This window comes from Bariatricus sp. HCP28S3_F11, assembly GCF_052065395.1.
Lineage (GTDB): Bacteria > Bacillota > Clostridia > Lachnospirales > Lachnospiraceae > Allocoprococcus.
In genome coordinates, this window is sequence record NZ_JBQHUC010000005.1 from 1 (window position 1) to 16,022 (window position 16,022).

Annotated in this window: 14 protein-coding genes; 5 read left to right on the top strand and 9 right to left on the bottom strand. The window is 45.0% G+C overall.

The genetic code is table 11. The features are described from left to right. Positions 1–250: 250 nt before the first annotated feature. Positions 251–448, top strand: coding sequence for a hypothetical protein (locus tag ACTNBR_RS03630; RefSeq protein ID WP_427808525.1), 198 nt, complete (start codon positions 251–253; stop codon positions 446–448). A 106-nt stretch (positions 449–554) separates the two neighbouring features. Continuing rightward, complete coding sequence (locus ACTNBR_RS03635; protein ID WP_441016026.1) at positions 555–2,357, top strand: glycoside hydrolase family 2 protein; 1,803 nt, start codon at positions 555–557, stop codon at positions 2,355–2,357. Between the two features lie 62 nt (positions 2,358–2,419). Here the strand turns inward: ACTNBR_RS03635 and glgB are convergent, their stop codons facing one another. The 4 genes from glgB to ACTNBR_RS03655 all read right to left on the bottom strand — a co-directional run bounded on the left by glgB (position 2,420) and on the right by ACTNBR_RS03655 (position 7,291). Then, positions 2,420–4,207 (bottom strand): 1,4-alpha-glucan branching protein GlgB, encoded by a 1,788-nt coding sequence (gene glgB, locus ACTNBR_RS03640; protein ID WP_427808521.1) that lies wholly within the window; start codon positions 4,205–4,207, stop codon positions 2,420–2,422. A gap of 120 nt (positions 4,208–4,327) precedes the next feature. Further along, the gene (locus ACTNBR_RS03645; RefSeq protein WP_427808519.1) at positions 4,328–4,957 is read right to left on the bottom strand and encodes a DUF4317 family protein; all 630 of its coding nucleotides are present in this window, start codon (positions 4,955–4,957) and stop codon (positions 4,328–4,330) included. A gap of 212 nt (positions 4,958–5,169) precedes the next feature. Next, a complete protein-coding gene (locus ACTNBR_RS03650) occupies positions 5,170–5,652 on the bottom strand; it encodes a hypothetical protein (protein WP_441016029.1) in 483 nt (160 codons plus the stop codon). 103 nt (positions 5,653–5,755) lie between these two features. After that, a complete protein-coding gene (locus ACTNBR_RS03655; RefSeq protein ID WP_427808515.1) occupies positions 5,756–7,291 on the bottom strand; it encodes a sodium:solute symporter family protein in 1,536 nt (511 codons plus the stop codon). 296 nt (positions 7,292–7,587) lie between these two features. Between ACTNBR_RS03655 and ACTNBR_RS03660 the strand changes: the two genes are divergently transcribed. Next, positions 7,588–8,778: a pyridoxal phosphate-dependent aminotransferase gene (locus tag ACTNBR_RS03660; RefSeq protein WP_427808513.1), complete on the top strand. Its 1,191-nt coding sequence runs from the start codon at positions 7,588–7,590 to the stop codon at positions 8,776–8,778. A gap of 43 nt (positions 8,779–8,821) precedes the next feature. Beyond that, positions 8,822–9,634, top strand: a complete 813-nt coding sequence (locus ACTNBR_RS03665; protein WP_427805672.1) for an amidohydrolase family protein — start codon at positions 8,822–8,824, stop codon at positions 9,632–9,634. Positions 9,635–9,688: 54 nt separating this feature from the next. On the opposite strand, the gene ACTNBR_RS03670 is transcribed toward ACTNBR_RS03665, so the two are convergent. From ACTNBR_RS03670 to ACTNBR_RS03690, 5 genes are read right to left on the bottom strand one after another with little or no spacing between them, the layout of a single operon-like run. Then, positions 9,689–10,114, bottom strand: coding sequence for an ACT domain-containing protein (locus ACTNBR_RS03670; RefSeq protein WP_427805671.1), 426 nt, complete (start codon positions 10,112–10,114; stop codon positions 9,689–9,691). Between the two features lie 19 nt (positions 10,115–10,133). Then, positions 10,134–11,441 carry a phenylacetate--CoA ligase family protein gene (locus ACTNBR_RS03675; protein WP_427805670.1) on the bottom strand — a complete coding sequence of 436 codons (1,308 nt, stop codon included), beginning with the start codon at positions 11,439–11,441 and terminating at the stop codon, positions 10,134–10,136. Between the two features lie 27 nt (positions 11,442–11,468). Continuing rightward, the gene (locus ACTNBR_RS03680; RefSeq protein WP_427805669.1) at positions 11,469–12,035 is read right to left on the bottom strand and encodes an indolepyruvate oxidoreductase subunit beta; all 567 of its coding nucleotides are present in this window, start codon (positions 12,033–12,035) and stop codon (positions 11,469–11,471) included. Between the two features lie 4 nt (positions 12,036–12,039). Further along, on the bottom strand, positions 12,040–13,815 hold the full coding sequence (iorA, locus tag ACTNBR_RS03685; protein ID WP_427805668.1) for an indolepyruvate ferredoxin oxidoreductase subunit alpha: 1,776 nt from the start codon (positions 13,813–13,815) through the stop codon (positions 12,040–12,042). Continuing rightward, the gene (locus ACTNBR_RS03690; protein ID WP_427805667.1) at positions 13,796–14,110 is read right to left on the bottom strand and encodes a YerC/YecD family TrpR-related protein; all 315 of its coding nucleotides are present in this window, start codon (positions 14,108–14,110) and stop codon (positions 13,796–13,798) included. Before ACTNBR_RS03690 ends, iorA begins: the two co-directional genes overlap by 20 nt. Positions 14,111–14,332: 222 nt before the next feature. On the opposite strand from ACTNBR_RS03690, the gene ACTNBR_RS03695 reads away from it, so the two are divergent. After that, positions 14,333–15,967, top strand: coding sequence for a class I adenylate-forming enzyme family protein (locus tag ACTNBR_RS03695; RefSeq protein WP_427805666.1), 1,635 nt, complete (start codon positions 14,333–14,335; stop codon positions 15,965–15,967). Positions 15,968–16,022 lie beyond the last annotated feature (55 nt).

Below are 16,022 nucleotides of genomic sequence, written 5' to 3' on the forward strand. Positions count from 1 at the left end.
AGTGGATGCTCTTTTTTCATTCACTTGATAGGTGAAAAGCAATATTCAGTTAAAATACAGTAACAACGTGGCTTTCAGCCACTTTCACGGCACAACCGTGAATAATTCAGGTTCATTTTTCGCTATTTACTCCTCTTTTATAACTTGTTTCCTTACATTATCATAAACTCTTTATAAAGTTTTTACAATGAATTTTACATAGTTTTTCCCCTGATGCAGAAAATATCATAAAAAAAGGAAGGTTATTTTCATGAACAAAAAAGAAAAACAGCAAAACAATCGTATCATTGATTCCTATGATTATCTTGCCAATGCAGCCTCCTCCCAGGATTGTACAGGACTGATCCCCTCTCTCCCCATATCCCGTGCGGAGCTGGATTCCTATGAGGATGTTTATCACTACCAGCCTCCCAAAGTTCCGGTCAAAAAAGATGAGCGGGAATTGTAAAAATTCTATAAAATTGCAGAAGCGTCTGCCGGTCTATGGTATACTAATAACAAGCGAATTGTGCAGACTACTCCTGCACAAGAATTTACAAAAGAGAGGAATTGATATGGATCTTTTATCTGCTCTCAAAAGTGCACATTTTTTCAATCACAAAAGGCGTCTTCTTCCCCTTACAACAACGTGGGGCGAGTCGCTGGATCCCGAGCACGTTCTGGAAGAGTATCCGCGCCCCCAGATGGTACGCGAACATTTTATGATTCTGAACGGTTACTGGGATTATACCATCATTTCCAAAAAGAAACGCCATGCTCCTGTTTCAGGGAAGATTCTGGTTCCTTTTTCACCGGAAGCTCCTCTGTCGGGCGTGCAGCAGCAGATTTTCCCGGATGATACTCTGATCTGCGAACGGACACTCCCCGATGAGATTCTTCCGCCATACGGCAAGAGATGTATTCTTCATTTTGGTGCCGTGGACCAGCAGGCCAGTGTCCGGATCAACGGCCGGACCGTCATCGAACACACCGGAGGTTATCTTCCGTTTTCCGTAGATATCACCGACGCACTGACCGAACGTTCCAACATTCTGTCAGTATCTGTCAGAGACCAGTCGGACCGCTCCTTCCACAGCACCGGCAAACAGAAGCTGAAACGCGGCGGAATGTTCTATACAGCCCAAAGCGGCATCTGGCAGACAGTCTGGGCGGAATGGGTTCCGGATATCTATATCACGGAACTGCATCTGACTCCTCAGTATGACAAGGAAACGGTGCATGTCTCTTTAAAATTGAACCGTCCGGTACCGGCATGCCGTGATCAGGATGCGGTCGTCTGCCATGTTCTTGATGCCGACGGCAACATCATTTCCAAAGGAATCTGCACCAATTATTCCGATTCTCTTTGTGAATATTCCTGCTACTGCGATGTGGACCAGATGGAGCCGTGGACTCCGGATCATCCTTATCTGTACCGCCTGCGTGTCCGTGCCGGCAAGGATGAGGTGACCGGATATTTCGCCATGCGCACCTATACTATTGAAAATGATTCAAAAGGGATCTCCCGTTTCTGCCTGAATCACAAGCCCTTCTTTCTGAATGGAATCCTGGATCAGGGCTACTGGCCGGACGGACTCTATACCGCCCCTTCCGACGATGCTCTGATCTATGACATTACCAAGATGAAAGAACTTGGATTCAATATGCTGCGCAAGCATGTGAAGATTGAGACCGCCAGGTGGTACTATCACTGTGACCGCCTCGGTATGATCGTATGGCAGGACATGGTAAATGGCGGCGCCTATCATGCCCCCATTATGACCTGGATCCCGGCTCTGTTCCCGAAATTCAAGGTACGTATGAGTGACAAGCTGCACCTTCCTCTTGGCCGCAGGAGTATCCGGGGCAGAGAAGAATTCATTCAGGAATGCCGCGATACAGTCCAGGCACTTGGCTGTTTCCCGTGTATCAGCACCTGGGTCATCTTCAATGAAGGCTGGGGACAATTTGACTCCAAGAAGCTCACACGGCTATTGCGGGAACTGGATTCTGACCGACTGATCGACTCCGCCAGCGGATGGTTCGACCGCGGACAGGGGGATTTCAAGAGTGAGCATAATTACTTTGATAAACAGTTTGTAAATCCGGAACGACGCGCTTTCGTCATTTCCGAATATGGCGGGTACGCCTGTCAGATCAAAGATCATGTCAGCACGCGCGGTGTTTACGGGTATAAGGTTTTTCCGGCCGTCAGCGATTTCAGAGGCGCTTTCTACCGCCTGATGAGTGAAGAGATCGATCCGCTGATCGAGAAGGGGCTTTGCGGAGCCATCTACACCCAGGTTTCTGACATCGAAGAAGAAGTAAACGGTCTTCTCACCTATGACCGGAAAGTCTGCAAATTGGACAGGAATTAGACCGAAATATCAAAATTTTAAAACGCAGGGGCACCTCTTATAAATGAAGTGCCCCTTTTTCTTTATTCTGATTCCAACAATATTCCGGAAAACGGCGGAAGATTTAGTATGACCTTTCCATTTTTGTACTCATTTTGGACAAGAGATGTCTTTTTTGCGGTACTGCCACCGAATTCTTCCCAGTCTGAGTGCAATGCCACTCTGATTTTTGCATCTTCCTCAACCTTAAATTCATACGCTTCCTGCAATACATTCGAAAAATTAAAGACAGCTATATATTTTCTTTTGATTCCAACGCGTTCCATCGCATAAATGCACCGCTCCTCCTGATGGCAGTCCACCCACCGGAAATTCTCAGGATCATAGTCCCTATGGAACGCATCATTTTCCCGGTAAATACGGTTCAGTTCTATCATATACCGGTGAAGCGCATCATGATTCGGATACTTCAGCATATCCCAGTCCTGCTCCCGCTTCTCATCCCACTCACGGAGCTGGCCGAATTCATTTCCCATAAAATTCAGTTTCTTACCCGGATGCACCATCATATACATGTACATCGCTCTGGCCTGCGGAAATTTTCCATCGTAATCCCCGTTCATTTTCTGAAGGATCGTCGCTTTCCCGTGTACCACTTCGTCATGACAGAATTCCAGCATATAATTTTCATGATAGAAATACATCATAGAAAATGTCAGTTTATGATAATCCCGCGCCCGATACTCCGGAGCCGTCTGGAAATACTCCAGCGTGTCATGCATGAATCCCAGATCCCATTTATAGTCAAATCCGAGGCCGCCCTTCTCTACCGGCTTTGTCACCCCCGGGTAGGAAGTCGAGTCCTCTGCGATGAGCATCGCCGTCGGATGGCGCTGTTTCAGCCCCTGATTCATGGTCTTCAGGAAATCCAGCGTCGTTCCGTTCACACCGCGTCGTTCATCTCCCTGCCAGTAGATCAACCGGCTGACCGCGTCCATCCGAAGCCCGTCAAAATGAAATTCCTCCAGCCAGTAATTCGCCGCCGACTGCAGGAAACAGCGCACCTCTCCCCGGGAATGCATGAAATTACAGCTTCCCCACTCACTTTCTCCTACTGCAGCATTTGGGTACTCATACAGACATGTTCCGTCAAATTCCTTCAAGCCATAATAATCCACCGCAAAATGCACCGGAACAAAATCCATAATCACTCCGATTCCTGCCTGATGGCATTTATCAACCAGCTTTTTCAGCTGATCCGGTGTCCCATACCGTGAAGTCGGCGCAAAAAATCCGGTATTCTGATACCCCCAGGAACCGTCAAACGGGTGCTCAGAAAGAGGCATGAATTCCAGATGTGTATAATGATTTTCCTTGATATATGGGATAAGAAGCTCCGCCAGTTCCTCGTAATCATACCAGTCCGTCTCTTCTTCCCCTTTCTTTTTCCAGGATCCTGCGTGCAGCTCGTAAATATTCAACGCCTCATCGTGCCTTACCGTGCGCGACTGCATCCATTCCTCGTCCTGAAACTGATAGGAATCCAACTCCGTCAGGATCGAACAGTTTGCCGGACGCAGCTCCATCTGAAATCCATAAGGATCCGCATGCTCTACCCGCCAGCCCTTTCCCGTGTAAATGCAATATTTATACATTTGTCCCAACTTTGCCGCAATCGGCTCCGATATATATACACCACTCTGGTTCTCCTGATACATCGGAATCTCCCGCCAGCTACTAAATTCTCCCATGACCGTAACGCCTCTCGCTCCCGGTGCAAATACACGGAAAATAAAATGATCCCCTTCTTTATGTGCTCCAAAATACCGGTAAACATCAAACAAATGACCTGTATAGAATTCTTTCTGCATTTCTCCTGGTTCCCCTTTCTCCTCATCGTATATCAGCTACGCCTATTATACAAAATGCAGAAAATAACCGTCAATAAAGCGGAAGACTACAATTTCTTGAAATTGTAGTCTTCCCATCATTTACGTTTCAAACCCTGCATACTGTGTCATATACAGTTCATAATATTTTCCTTTCTGTTCTTCAAATATATTGATGTATCTGTTATCTGTTGTCCTGTCACGAAAAGCCGGATATAAGAATCCAAATTCCGGTTTCCCCGGTTCGTACTCGCCGATAAGCGGACTGATTGTGCATAAAAGGTATGTATAAACCTCTTCCGATCCTTCCATCCACTCCTTATCACTGCCTTTTACGGGAACATCATATTGTCCGAAATAAAGATAACAAGCATACGGATATCCCGGATGAACTCTCTCTTGAATCAATTCATACAAAATATCCAGAAATGCATCATTCTTAAGTTCGGACTCTTTAATCCCATCCAATAACTGCCAGATGCTCCCCGGCTTTCTCGCAGAATCCGGGATTAGGTAGTCCTTCATTTGGTCATTGGTCCTGGAAATCAGAATCGTCTTCGCCAGATTCAGATTCTTTGTCCGGTCCGGTACCGACAATTTCAGAAAATGCGTATTAAAAGTCCCGTCAACATAACCTTCCTCATCAAAATACGCCCCTGCAATCCTCGACACCGAAGACCTGGCCGGGGTCATACGTCTGGTCAGTTCCAGCATATCTTCCCTGTTAATCATAATCACTACTCCCGCCTTTTCCTGTCATTATAAAATCAATTCCGGTTTGCGAGTGACCAGGGGACAGGTACCTAGTCACATTCAAATTAGTATTATTATAAACACAACATCGCATTAAGTCAATTAAGATGACTTTGGGAACGGATACATAATAAACGGTGCTTCGAATTCTAATTCCCGAAGCACCGCTCATCCCATTCATATCATATATTCTATTCGTCACACATAGAATCCTCATCCACCTTTTCCAGTTTTTCAACTCTTTTTTTGTATATCAGTGAGGATACTACTAATGCAGCCAAACATAAACCTCCCGTACAAACGAACATAAAAGCACCGGTCATAATAGATCCGATAAAATTATGATAATTTTGATAGGAAATCACAAACCAAATGACACCTAATGCAGTACCTGCAATTACACTGGCAATTGCGTTTGTTTTAAAATTTGGTTTTAATTTTCTGTCCCAAATTCCATTTTCATACAGGCAGCCGATAGATAAATTGCAAGGCACATAAATACGATTCATTCTCCTGCAAGATTTTTCGGACTGCCATTGCCCAAAAACATCTGAATCGGTATTGTGGTTCTTTGTCCCCAAGGCATTATCACACTTATGATTCCAACAATGAAAGTAGTTATAAAAAGAATTTCGTAATACTTCTTTTCCATGTTTTTTGTCAGCAGACCACATCTACACTCATTTTTCATTTTACGGTGCGTACGTACATAAATAAATTAATCCACACCCACTCCGATCCATCCCGATCTTAGCTATTTTTTAACATCTACATTCTTTATTTTCCAAGTGCCGTTTTCTGTGAAACTACAGTTGATTTTTCATAGCAGGCAAATGCCTCGTCTACCAGTTTCTTATCCGGCTTCGGTGTAACAAGGCTGACAAGCGGAACGATAATCAGACCGCCGAGCATTGCGATTGCACCCGTATTGATCGGAGACTGCATGATCACCGGAAGGCTTGATCTTGCAAACATATTGATAAACGTAAGACCGCAGCCCCAGATGAAGGATACCCAGCAGGATGCTACCGTTGTCTTCTTCCAGTACAGCGAATACAGGAACGGAGCCAGGAAGGAACCTGCAAGTGCTCCCCATGACACACCCATCAGCTGTGCGATGAAGGTTACGGAGCTCTTATACTGAATCAGTGCAAGTACTGCAGAAATCGCGATAAATACGACGATAAATCCACGGATTACAGTTACCTGCTTTTTGTCATCCATATCTTTTACCACGTTATCTTTAATAAAATCGATCGTCAGTGTGGAACTGGACGCGATTACCAGTGAGGACAGTGTAGACATAGATGCGGAAAGTACCAGGATTACTACCAATGCGATCAGCATCGGGCTTAAACTCTCCAACATGGTCGGGATAACAGAATCATATCCATTTGCGGCAATATCAATTTTATCGGAGAACAGACGTCCGAAACCGCCAAGGAAATAACATCCGCCGGCTACAACCAGAGCAAACAGCGTGGAAATAATAGTTCCTTTCTGAATCGCGTTCTCATCTTTGATCGCATAAAATTTCTGAACCATCTGTGGAAGTCCCCATGTACCAAGAGAAGTAAGGATAACCACAAACATCAGGTTCAGTGGATCAGGTCCAAAGAAAGATGCGAATACACCGGGCGCGGTAGAAACCGTTTCATCCGAAATCTGTGCAAGTCCCTGGTATGCTTCCATAAATCCGCCTTTGCTTGCAAGGACTGCCGCGATCACTGCAACAATACCTACCAGCATAACCATACCCTGAATGAAATCATTGATCGCAGTAGCCATATACCCTCCGGCAATTACATAGATACCGGTGAGAACTGCCATCAATACAATACATACGGAATAATCAATGTTAAATGCCATTCCGAATAATCTGGAAAGACCATTATAAAGCGATGCTGTATATGGGATCAGGAACACGAAGATAATCAGGGAAGCACACAATTTCAGTGCTTTACTGTTGTATCTCTGTCCGAAAAACTGCGGCATCGTCGCTGAATCAAGATGCTGTGTCATGATTCTGGTTCTTCTTCCCAGAACTACCCATGCAAGAAGTGAGCCAATAATGGCATTTCCAATACCGGCCCAGGTCGCTGCGATACCATATTTCCATCCAAACTGTCCCGCGTATCCTACAAATACGACCGCGGAAAAATAAGAAGTACCGTATGCGAAAGCGGTAAGCCACGGTCCAACCGAGCGGCCGCCCAATACAAAACCATTTACATCTGTTGCTGTTTTGCGGCAATACAGACCGATTGCGATCATCAGTGCAAAGTATGCCAGGAGTACAATTACTTTTAACATTTTCTTTCCTCTTCCCTCTCAACTAACTCATTGAGTTTGTGCTTTTTCTTTAGTACCTTAAAGTTTTAATCTTTAAATCGTTAAAGTAATAAAATTGTAGCATACGCCATTTGATCTGTCAATCAGATTACGGATACGTCCGCTTGTTTTTTGCCTTTTTTCATACAATAAGATGCTTTTTCATCGGGATTCTTTCATTGACAAATAAAATATTATGCTCTATCATTATTACAGCAACGCGTTAATATACAACTACAATCCAATCATAAATAAACAAAAACAACGAGGTAATCATCATGGCGAATTTAAATGAAAGAATGGTGGCATTGGGAACTTCCCGTTCCGTGATCCGTGAACTTTTCGAATTTGGTAAACAAAGAGCTGCAGAAATCGGCGCTGAGAATGTATTTGATTTCTCCATCGGAAATCCAAGTGTTCCGGCTCCGGATGCAGTCAATGAAACTGCAATCAAACTGCTTCAGGATACAGATCCTGTAGTTATTCATGGTTATACCAGCGCTCAGGGAGACATCGAAGTCAGAAAGCTCCTTGCCGATTCCGTAAACAGACGGTTCGATACATCTTTCGGACCGGATAACTTTTATGTATCCGTCGGTGCCGCCGCTGCACTTTGCTGCTGTCTGAATGGTCTTTGTAACAAGGATGACGAGGTCATTGTATTTGCACCATACTTCCCGGAATACAAAGTATTTATCGAAGGTGCCGGCGCAAAAATGAATCTGATCCCTGCCGATACCGAAGCTTTCCAGATCGACTTTGAAAAGTTTGAAGCAGCAATCAACGAGAACACAAAAGCAGTCATTGTAAACTCTCCGAATAACCCCTGCGGTGTTGTATATTCACATGAGACCTGCACAAAACTTGCGGAGATCCTCAACGCAAAATCTGCTGAATTGGGCCATCCGATCTACTTGATCGCGGATGAGCCTTATCGCGAGATCGTGTTCGATGGTATTGAGGTTCCGTACCTTCCTAAATACTACAACAATACTCTGGTGTGCTATTCCTGGTCCAAGTCCCTCTCCCTTCCGGGAGAACGTCTGGGATACGTTCTTGTTCCGGATGAAGTCGAGGAACACGGACTGGTGTACGCAGCTGTTGCAGGTGCAGGCCGTTCCCTTGGATATGTCAATGCACCCGGACTTTTCCAGCGCGTATGTGCCATGTGTGCAGATATGACTGCCGACATCACCATCTATGAGACCAACCGCAATCTCCTTTACAATGGGCTCCGCGAGATTGGTTTTGATGTAGTAAAACCGGACGGAACCTTCTACATCTTCCCGAAGACACTGGAAGAAGATGACGTTGCTTTCTGTGAAAGAGCAAAACAGTTTAATATCCTTATCGTTCCGGGATCCGGTTTCGGCTGTCCGGGACATGCACGTATTTCCTACTGCGTACCTACAGAAAGAATCGAACGCGCGCTTGATGCGTTCAAAAAACTGGCAGATTCTTATAAATAACACATAAAAATCTGTCAAATAAATACTAGAAGAGAAAACACCCATGATTATTGATTTTCATACTCATATATTTCCAGAGAAAATCGCAGAACGAGCGATTTCCAATCTGGCAGCAGTCATAAGACAAAAGCCCACCACCAACGGTTGTGCAGACGGCTTGCGTTCTTCCATGAAACAGGCCGGTATCGACATCAGTGTTGTGCTTCCTGTCGTAACCGATGTGAAGCAATTTGATTCCATCCTTCGTTTTGCGGTTTATATCAACGAGACGTATGCTTCCGTTCATGAGCAACGGCTGATTTCCCTTGCGGGTATCCATCCGGACGATCCTGACTGCAAAGCTCATCTGGCGCTGATTAAACGAGAAGGATTCGCCGGAGTCAAAGTCCACCCACATTATCAGAATGTAGAATTCAATGATATCCGCATGAAAAATCTGATCTATGCCGCATCCGAGATCGGTCTTCCGGTTATCACTCATGCCGGATATGATCCCTATACGCCGGATCATGAGTTCTGCACTCCCGATATGGTTCTCGACGTTTTGAAAGATGTTGCTCCGGAAAATCTGATTCTTGCACATTTAGGAAGCAACGAAAATTACGATGAGGCCGAAGAAAAACTCTGCGGTCAGAACATCTTTCTCGACACTGCTTACTCTATCACTCGTGTGAGTGAAGCCCAGTTTATCCGCATGGTGCGCAAACATGGCGCGGATAAGATTCTTTTTGCTACCGACTGTCCATGGGCAGACCAAAGAACCTGTGCTGAAATTCTGAAGGAAAGCGCACTCACTGATCGGGAAAAAGAATTGATTCTATCAGAAAATGCTATAAAATTATTAGGCATTCAATAAAAGTAAAACCCACTGAAGAATTCTCCGGTGGGTTTTGCTTTTCTCTCTATCCAATTACTTCATTGCGTCCATACCTACAATACGGAATCCTTTCGCATCCAGAATCTTTGCAGCTTGTGCATCATCATTCGTACGAATGATCATATATGCAACATCGTTCTTCTTTCCCAAAATCGTGTACATATACTCAATATTGATTCCTTCTGTCCCAAGTACAGCAATCATATTTGCAAGCATACCGGGCTCATCCTGAACTTCCACAGCGATGACATCGGTAATAGAGCAAATATAATTTTCATTTTTCAGAATGGTAACTGCGTTGAAAACATCATCCACGATGATACGGGCAATACCGAAATCAGAAGCTTCTGCTACTGAAATTGCACGAAGGTTGATTTTTTGAGCGGAAAGAACCGCTGCAACCTCAGCAAGTTTTCCCGGCTGGTTTTCAAGAAATACGGAAATCTGTTTAACTGTCATGAATTTTCCCTCCTATTCATTAACCCTGATACAGGTTTCGTTTATCAATCACTCGAACTGCTTTGCCTTCACTTCTTACAATGCTCTTAGGTGCAACCAGCTTAACCTTAGCGTAAATTCCAAGCATCGCTTTCAGTCCGTTTACAAGCTCTTTCTCTTTTTCGGATACAACACTCAAGTTGTCGGAGAACATCTCAGGTGTCATTTCTACCTGAACTTCGATGGTGTCACTGTTGTTTACACGATCAACGATGATCTGATAGTTCGCCGGATATCCCTGGTTCATAAGTACGGTCTCGATCTGGGACGGGAATACATTTACACCCTTAACGATCAGCATATCATCACTTCTTCCAAGCGGTTTGCTCATCTTCACATGCGTTCTTCCGCAAGAACATTTTTTCCTGCTTAAGATACAGATATCACGGGTACGATATCTCATGAGCGGGAATGCTTCTTTCGAAATGCTGGTAAATACAAGCTCGCCCTTCTCGCCGTCCGGAAGCACCTCTCCCGTGATCGGGTTGATGATTTCCGGAATAAAATGGTCTTCATTTACATGCATACCGGTCTGCTCTTCGCATTCGAAGGCTACACCCGGACCGGAAATTTCTGTAAGTCCATAAATATCATACGCTTTAATGCCAAGCTGTTCTTCGATATCATGGCGCATTTCTTCTGTCCATGCTTCTGCTCCGAAAATACCTGCTTTTAATTTGATCTGATCGCGTACCCCTTTTTCATGAATGCTCTCCGCTAGGTAGGCAGCATAAGATGGAGTACAGCAAAGAATCGTAGATCCCAGGTCTGTCATAAACTGAATCTGTCTCTCCGTATTTCCGGAAGACATCGGGAGCGTCAGACATCCTACTTTGTGGGAACCACCATTTAATCCCGGGCCGCCGGTAAACAAACCATAACCATAACTTACATGGCAGACATCTTCTTTGGTTCCGCCTGCGGCTACGATTGCTCTGGCGCAGCAATCCTCCCAGAGATCAATGTCATGCTGAGTATAGAAGGCAACCACACGTCTTCCGGTAGTACCACTGGTTGACTGAATGCGAACACATTCTGAAAGCGGACGTGCAAGCAATCCATATGGGTACTCGTCTCTTAAATCATCTTTTTCAATGAAAGGCAATTTCGGCAGATCATCCACAGACTTGATATCTTCCGGAGTCAGTCCTTTTTCCTCCATTTTCTTTCTGTACATTGGCACATTGTCCCAAACATTCCGGACCTGTTTTACAAGTCTCTCACTCTGGATCTTATGAATCTCATCCCTGGATGCGCATTCGATCTCTGGCTGAAAATATCTTTTCATCTCTTTTTCTCCTTCTTACTGTATTGTTTAACCTCTCCCGAGGGCAAACGCTCTTTTGTTCATTTCGACAAATTTTTCCGGAACACACTTCTCAATAGCACTGATCCATTTTTCTTCCGGAATATCAAAATATCTGGAAAGTCTTCCCATCAGGACCAGATTTACCGCTTTGGCAGAGCCAGCCTGCTCTGCAAGGGAAAGGCAGTCCATTGCATCAACTGCGATTCCTTCTGCTTCCATCTTATCGATCAGGTTCTCCGGATAAGAAGCTGCACCGGTGATGACCGGCATTGGATCGATCTCCTGGGTATTGACCACGATGCGTCCGCCTTTTTTCAAATATTCCACATAACGTGCCGCTTCCAGCTTTTCAAAGGATACGATAAAGTCTGCCTCACCCTTGTCAATGACCGGTGAATACACCTTCTCTCCAAATCTTACATATGTAACCACGCTTCCACCGCGTTGACTCATACCATGTACCTCAGATACTTTTACATCATATCCTTCATTCAGAAGGAGATATCCTAAAAGTTTGCTGGCAAGGAGAGATCCCTGTCCTCCTACACCGACAATCATTACATTCTTTGTCATTTCTTTATTCCTCCCCGCTCTGTAATGCATCAAACTTACACATCTGCTGGCAAACTCCGCAGCCAACGCACAATGTTGTATCGATCACAGCTTTTTTGTCTTTTACACTGATTGCAGGACATCCAAGACGCATACAGGATTTACATCCTACACAGTTATCCACAGCAACTTTCAAAGGAGCTTTATGTTTTACATATTTAAGAAGTGCACATGGGCGGCGGCTGATGATGACAGACGGCTCATCTGCTGCAAGTTCTTCTTTCAATACTTTATCGCACTCTTCCAGATTGTATGGATCCACGACAGCTACGCGGTTGAAGCCCATCGCTCTGCACAATGCCTCCAGATCAATCTTTCCTGCCGGATCACCTTTGATGTTGTATCCGGTCGTCGGATTCTGCTGATGACCGGTCATACCGGTAATGGAATTATCCAGAATGATAATGGTGGAATTACTCTGGTTATAGGCAACATTTGCCAAACCGGTCATACCGGAATGCATAAAGGTGGAATCACCGATTACGGCTACTGTCTTTCCTTCACTTTCTTCGCCGCTGGCTTTGTTAAATCCGTGAACGGCACTGATGGATGCACCCATGCAAAGAGTCATATCCATAGCGGCAAGGGGAGCTACCGCGCCAAGGGTATAGCAGCCGATATCTCCAAGAACCGTGCATTTATTCTTGGAAAGAGTATAGAACAGTCCTCTGTGCGGGCATCCTGCACACATAACAGGCGGTCTTCCCGGAAGCTGTTCGCCAAGAGAATAACAGTCTGCACATTTTCCTTCTATTTTTTCCGCAATGAGATTCTGAGAAAACTCGCCGCAGATCGGAAGCAGATCTTTTCCTGATAAAGTCAGGCCAAGTTGCTTACAATGATTTTCAATGATCGGATCCAGCTCTTCGATCACGATCAGCTTTTCAACCTTTGCCGCAAAATCCCGAATCAGTTTTACCGGCAGCGGATTTACCATACCAAGCTTCAAGATACTTGCATTTTCTCCGTAAACTTCCTTCGCATACTGATAGCAGGTGGACGAAGTGATGATACCCAGTGCGGTTCCTCCCATCTCCACACGATTCAGCGGGCTGGTCTCCGCGTATTCGATCAGTTTTCTGGTCCGTTCTTCTACAAATGGATGACGGCGGATCGCATTACCCGGCATCATTACATATTTCTGAATCTTCTTTTCATATGGCTTCTGCTTAGGAACCACACGCTCGCCCGGAACGACAACGCTCTGGGAATGTGCTACTCTGGTACACATTTTTATAATGACCGGAGTATCAAATGTCTCCGAAATCTCATATGCGGTCTTTACAAATTCCAGTGCTTCTGCAGAGTCAGACGGCTCCAACATAGGTACCTTCGCTGCGATTGCATGATGGCGGGAATCCTGCTCATTCTGGGAAGAATGCATGCCCGGATCATCCGCCACGCAAATCACCATCCCTGCATTTACACCTGTATAGGAGCAGGTATAGAGCGGATCGGCCGCTACATTAAGTCCGACATGCTTCATGCCGCAAAAGCTTCTTTTTCCGGCAAGACAGGCTCCAAAAGCAACTTCCATGGCCACCTTTTCATTCGGAGCCCATTCACAATAGACCTCATCATATTTTGCAATTTCTTCTGTGACTTCCGTACTTGGCGTCCCCGGATAACTGGACACCACGCTGCATCCTGCCTCGTATAAACCTCTGGCAAATGCCTTATTACCTAGCATCAACTGTTTCATCGGTATCGTAACTCTCCTTTCAACTTTCACTTTCTGCATTTACTTCGCTCTCTTCCAAACGAATCAACGTCTTCTCCAGCATACCCGTACCGCCATTCAACACACGGCTCACACGGCTGATAGTTGCTGTGCTGGCACTTGTTGTACTCATAATATCTGAATAGATTTTTCCCTTTGAGAGCATTCTCGCCACATCAAAACGCTGTTCTATAGCGCGAAGCTCTGTCTCTGCACAGATATCCTCAAAAAAATCCATACATTCTTCTATTGATTCCAGCTGAAGAATTGCCTTATACATATCTTCGTTTCTGGTTCTCTGAAAATTCTTTTTCATATAAACCTCTCTTTTCTGCACAATGAGTACACTTTATTACTGTATTCTATTATTGTATCATTTTTATCGGAATAGGTAAACAGTATTTTTATATCGGCAGAAGCTCCTCCGACGTTAAACAAATCGTACCTTTCAAAGTATCCTGCCAGATTATTGACTTTATCTTTCAAATATGCTATCTTGATTTAAAGTATTAAAGTTTGAATTGAGAGGAAATCCATCATGCCTGTTACTGATTTACTTGAGAGAAATCACAAATTATATGGGGACGAAGTGGCTCTTGTGGAACTGAACCCATCTGTGAAAGACACCAAAAGAACCAGCTGGAGAGAATACAGTCTGGTACAGCCTACTTCTTTTGAACCGTACAGAAGAGAAATCACATGGAGTGTCTTTGATGAAAAAGCAAACCGCGTTGCAAATATGCTTCTGGAACGTGGAATTAAGAAAGGGGACCGCGTTGCAATTCTGATGTTTAACTGTCTGGAATGGCTGCCGATTTATTTCGGAATTTTGAAAACCGGTGCGATCGCCGTTCCTTTTAACTTCCGTTTTGATTCTTCTGAAATCAAATATTGTGCAGATCTGGCCGAAGTACATGTCTTATTCTTTGGGCCGGAATTTATCGGCCGAATTGAAGCGATTGTTGATGAGCTGACCAAGGGACGGCTTCTTATTTATGTAGGAGACACCTGTCCCACCTTTGCCGAAAGCTATCGTGAAATGGTAGCCGACTGTTCCAGCCAGCCTCCGATGATCCATCTGGAAGAAAGCGATGATGCCGCTATCTACTTTTCTTCCGGAACCACCGGATTCCCGAAAGCAATTTTACATAATCATGAAAGTCTGACCCAGGCTGCAGAGATGGAACAGAAACATCACCTGACAGACCGGAACGATACCTTCCTTTGTATCCCGCCGCTTTATCATACCGGAGCAAAATTCCACTGGATGGGAAGTCTCTGCGCAGGAAGCAAAGCAGTTCTTCTGAAGGGCACGACTCCGGAAATCATTCTGGATGCTATTTCAAGAGAAAAATGTACTATCGTATGGCTTCTGGTTCCGTGGGCTCAGGATATCCTGAATGCTCTGGACCGAGGTGATGTGAAGCTCGAAGATTATGAGCTGAGTCAGTGGAGGCTGATGCACATTGGTGCGCAGCCTGTTCCGCCATCTCTGATCAAACACTGGAAAGAATACTTCCCGAACCATCTCTACGATACCAACTACGGACTTTCCGAGTCCACTGGTCCCGGATGTGTTCACCTTGGTGTAGAGAATATTCATAAAGTCGGTGCTATCGGTGTTCCCGGATATCGCTGGGAATGCAAGATCGTAGACGAGAATCTGAAAGAAGTTCCGTTTGGAGAAGTTGGAGAGCTCTGTGTCAAGGGTCCCGGTGTTATGACCTGTTATTACAATGATCCGAAGGCTACCGCAGAGACGATCGTAGACGGCTGGCTCCGTACCGGTGATATGGCCATGCAGGATGAAGACGGCTTCTACTTCCTCGTAGACCGTAAGAAAGATGTCATCGTCAGCGGTGGAGAAAACATTTATCCGGTACAGATTGAAAACTTCCTGAGCACCTTCGATAAGGTCAATGACGTTGCCGTTATCGGTCTTCCGGATCCACGTCTCGGCGAGATCACAGGTGCGATTATCTCGATCAAACCGGGCATGACCTGCACAGAGGAAGAAATCGAAGAATTCTGCAAAGGACTTCCAAGATATAAGAGACCGAAGAAAATTATCTTCGCAGACGTTCCGAGAAATGCCACCGGCAAAATTGAAAAACCTGCCCTCCGCAAGAAGTACGGCGCAGATCAGCTGGTTGCACAGCAGAACCGGGGTTAATTTCGGGGACATAAAAATAAGTTTACAATGATATGTTTTAAGGAGAGTACTCAAT

Excerpts from the sequence above, each read along its gene's own strand:
- ACTNBR_RS03650 (WP_441016029.1), bottom strand. The coding sequence starts at position 5,652 with ATGTGGTCTGCTGACAAAAAACATGGAAAAGAAGTATTACGAAATTCT.
- ACTNBR_RS03690 (WP_427805667.1), bottom strand. The coding sequence starts at position 14,110 with ATGAAAAAGAATTTTCAGAGAACCAGAAACGAAGATATGTATAAGGCA.
- ACTNBR_RS03680 (WP_427805669.1), bottom strand. The coding sequence starts at position 12,035 with ATGACAAAGAATGTAATGATTGTCGGTGTAGGAGGACAGGGATCTCTC.
- ACTNBR_RS03630 (WP_427808525.1), top strand. The coding sequence starts at position 251 with ATGAACAAAAAAGAAAAACAGCAAAACAATCGTATCATTGATTCCTAT.
- ACTNBR_RS03660 (WP_427808513.1), top strand. The coding sequence starts at position 7,588 with ATGGCGAATTTAAATGAAAGAATGGTGGCATTGGGAACTTCCCGTTCC.
- ACTNBR_RS03670 (WP_427805671.1), bottom strand. The coding sequence starts at position 10,114 with ATGACAGTTAAACAGATTTCCGTATTTCTTGAAAACCAGCCGGGAAAA.
- glgB (WP_427808521.1), bottom strand. The coding sequence starts at position 4,207 with ATGCAGAAAGAATTCTATACAGGTCATTTGTTTGATGTTTACCGGTAT.
- ACTNBR_RS03645 (WP_427808519.1), bottom strand. The coding sequence starts at position 4,957 with ATGATTAACAGGGAAGATATGCTGGAACTGACCAGACGTATGACCCCG.
- ACTNBR_RS03665 (WP_427805672.1), top strand. The coding sequence starts at position 8,822 with ATGATTATTGATTTTCATACTCATATATTTCCAGAGAAAATCGCAGAA.
- ACTNBR_RS03655 (WP_427808515.1), bottom strand. The coding sequence starts at position 7,291 with ATGTTAAAAGTAATTGTACTCCTGGCATACTTTGCACTGATGATCGCA.
- ACTNBR_RS03695 (WP_427805666.1), top strand. The coding sequence starts at position 14,333 with ATGCCTGTTACTGATTTACTTGAGAGAAATCACAAATTATATGGGGAC.
- iorA (WP_427805668.1), bottom strand. The coding sequence starts at position 13,815 with ATGCAGAAAGTGAAAGTTGAAAGGAGAGTTACGATACCGATGAAACAG.
- ACTNBR_RS03675 (WP_427805670.1), bottom strand. The coding sequence starts at position 11,441 with ATGAAAAGATATTTTCAGCCAGAGATCGAATGCGCATCCAGGGATGAG.
- ACTNBR_RS03635 (WP_441016026.1), top strand. The coding sequence starts at position 555 with ATGGATCTTTTATCTGCTCTCAAAAGTGCACATTTTTTCAATCACAAA.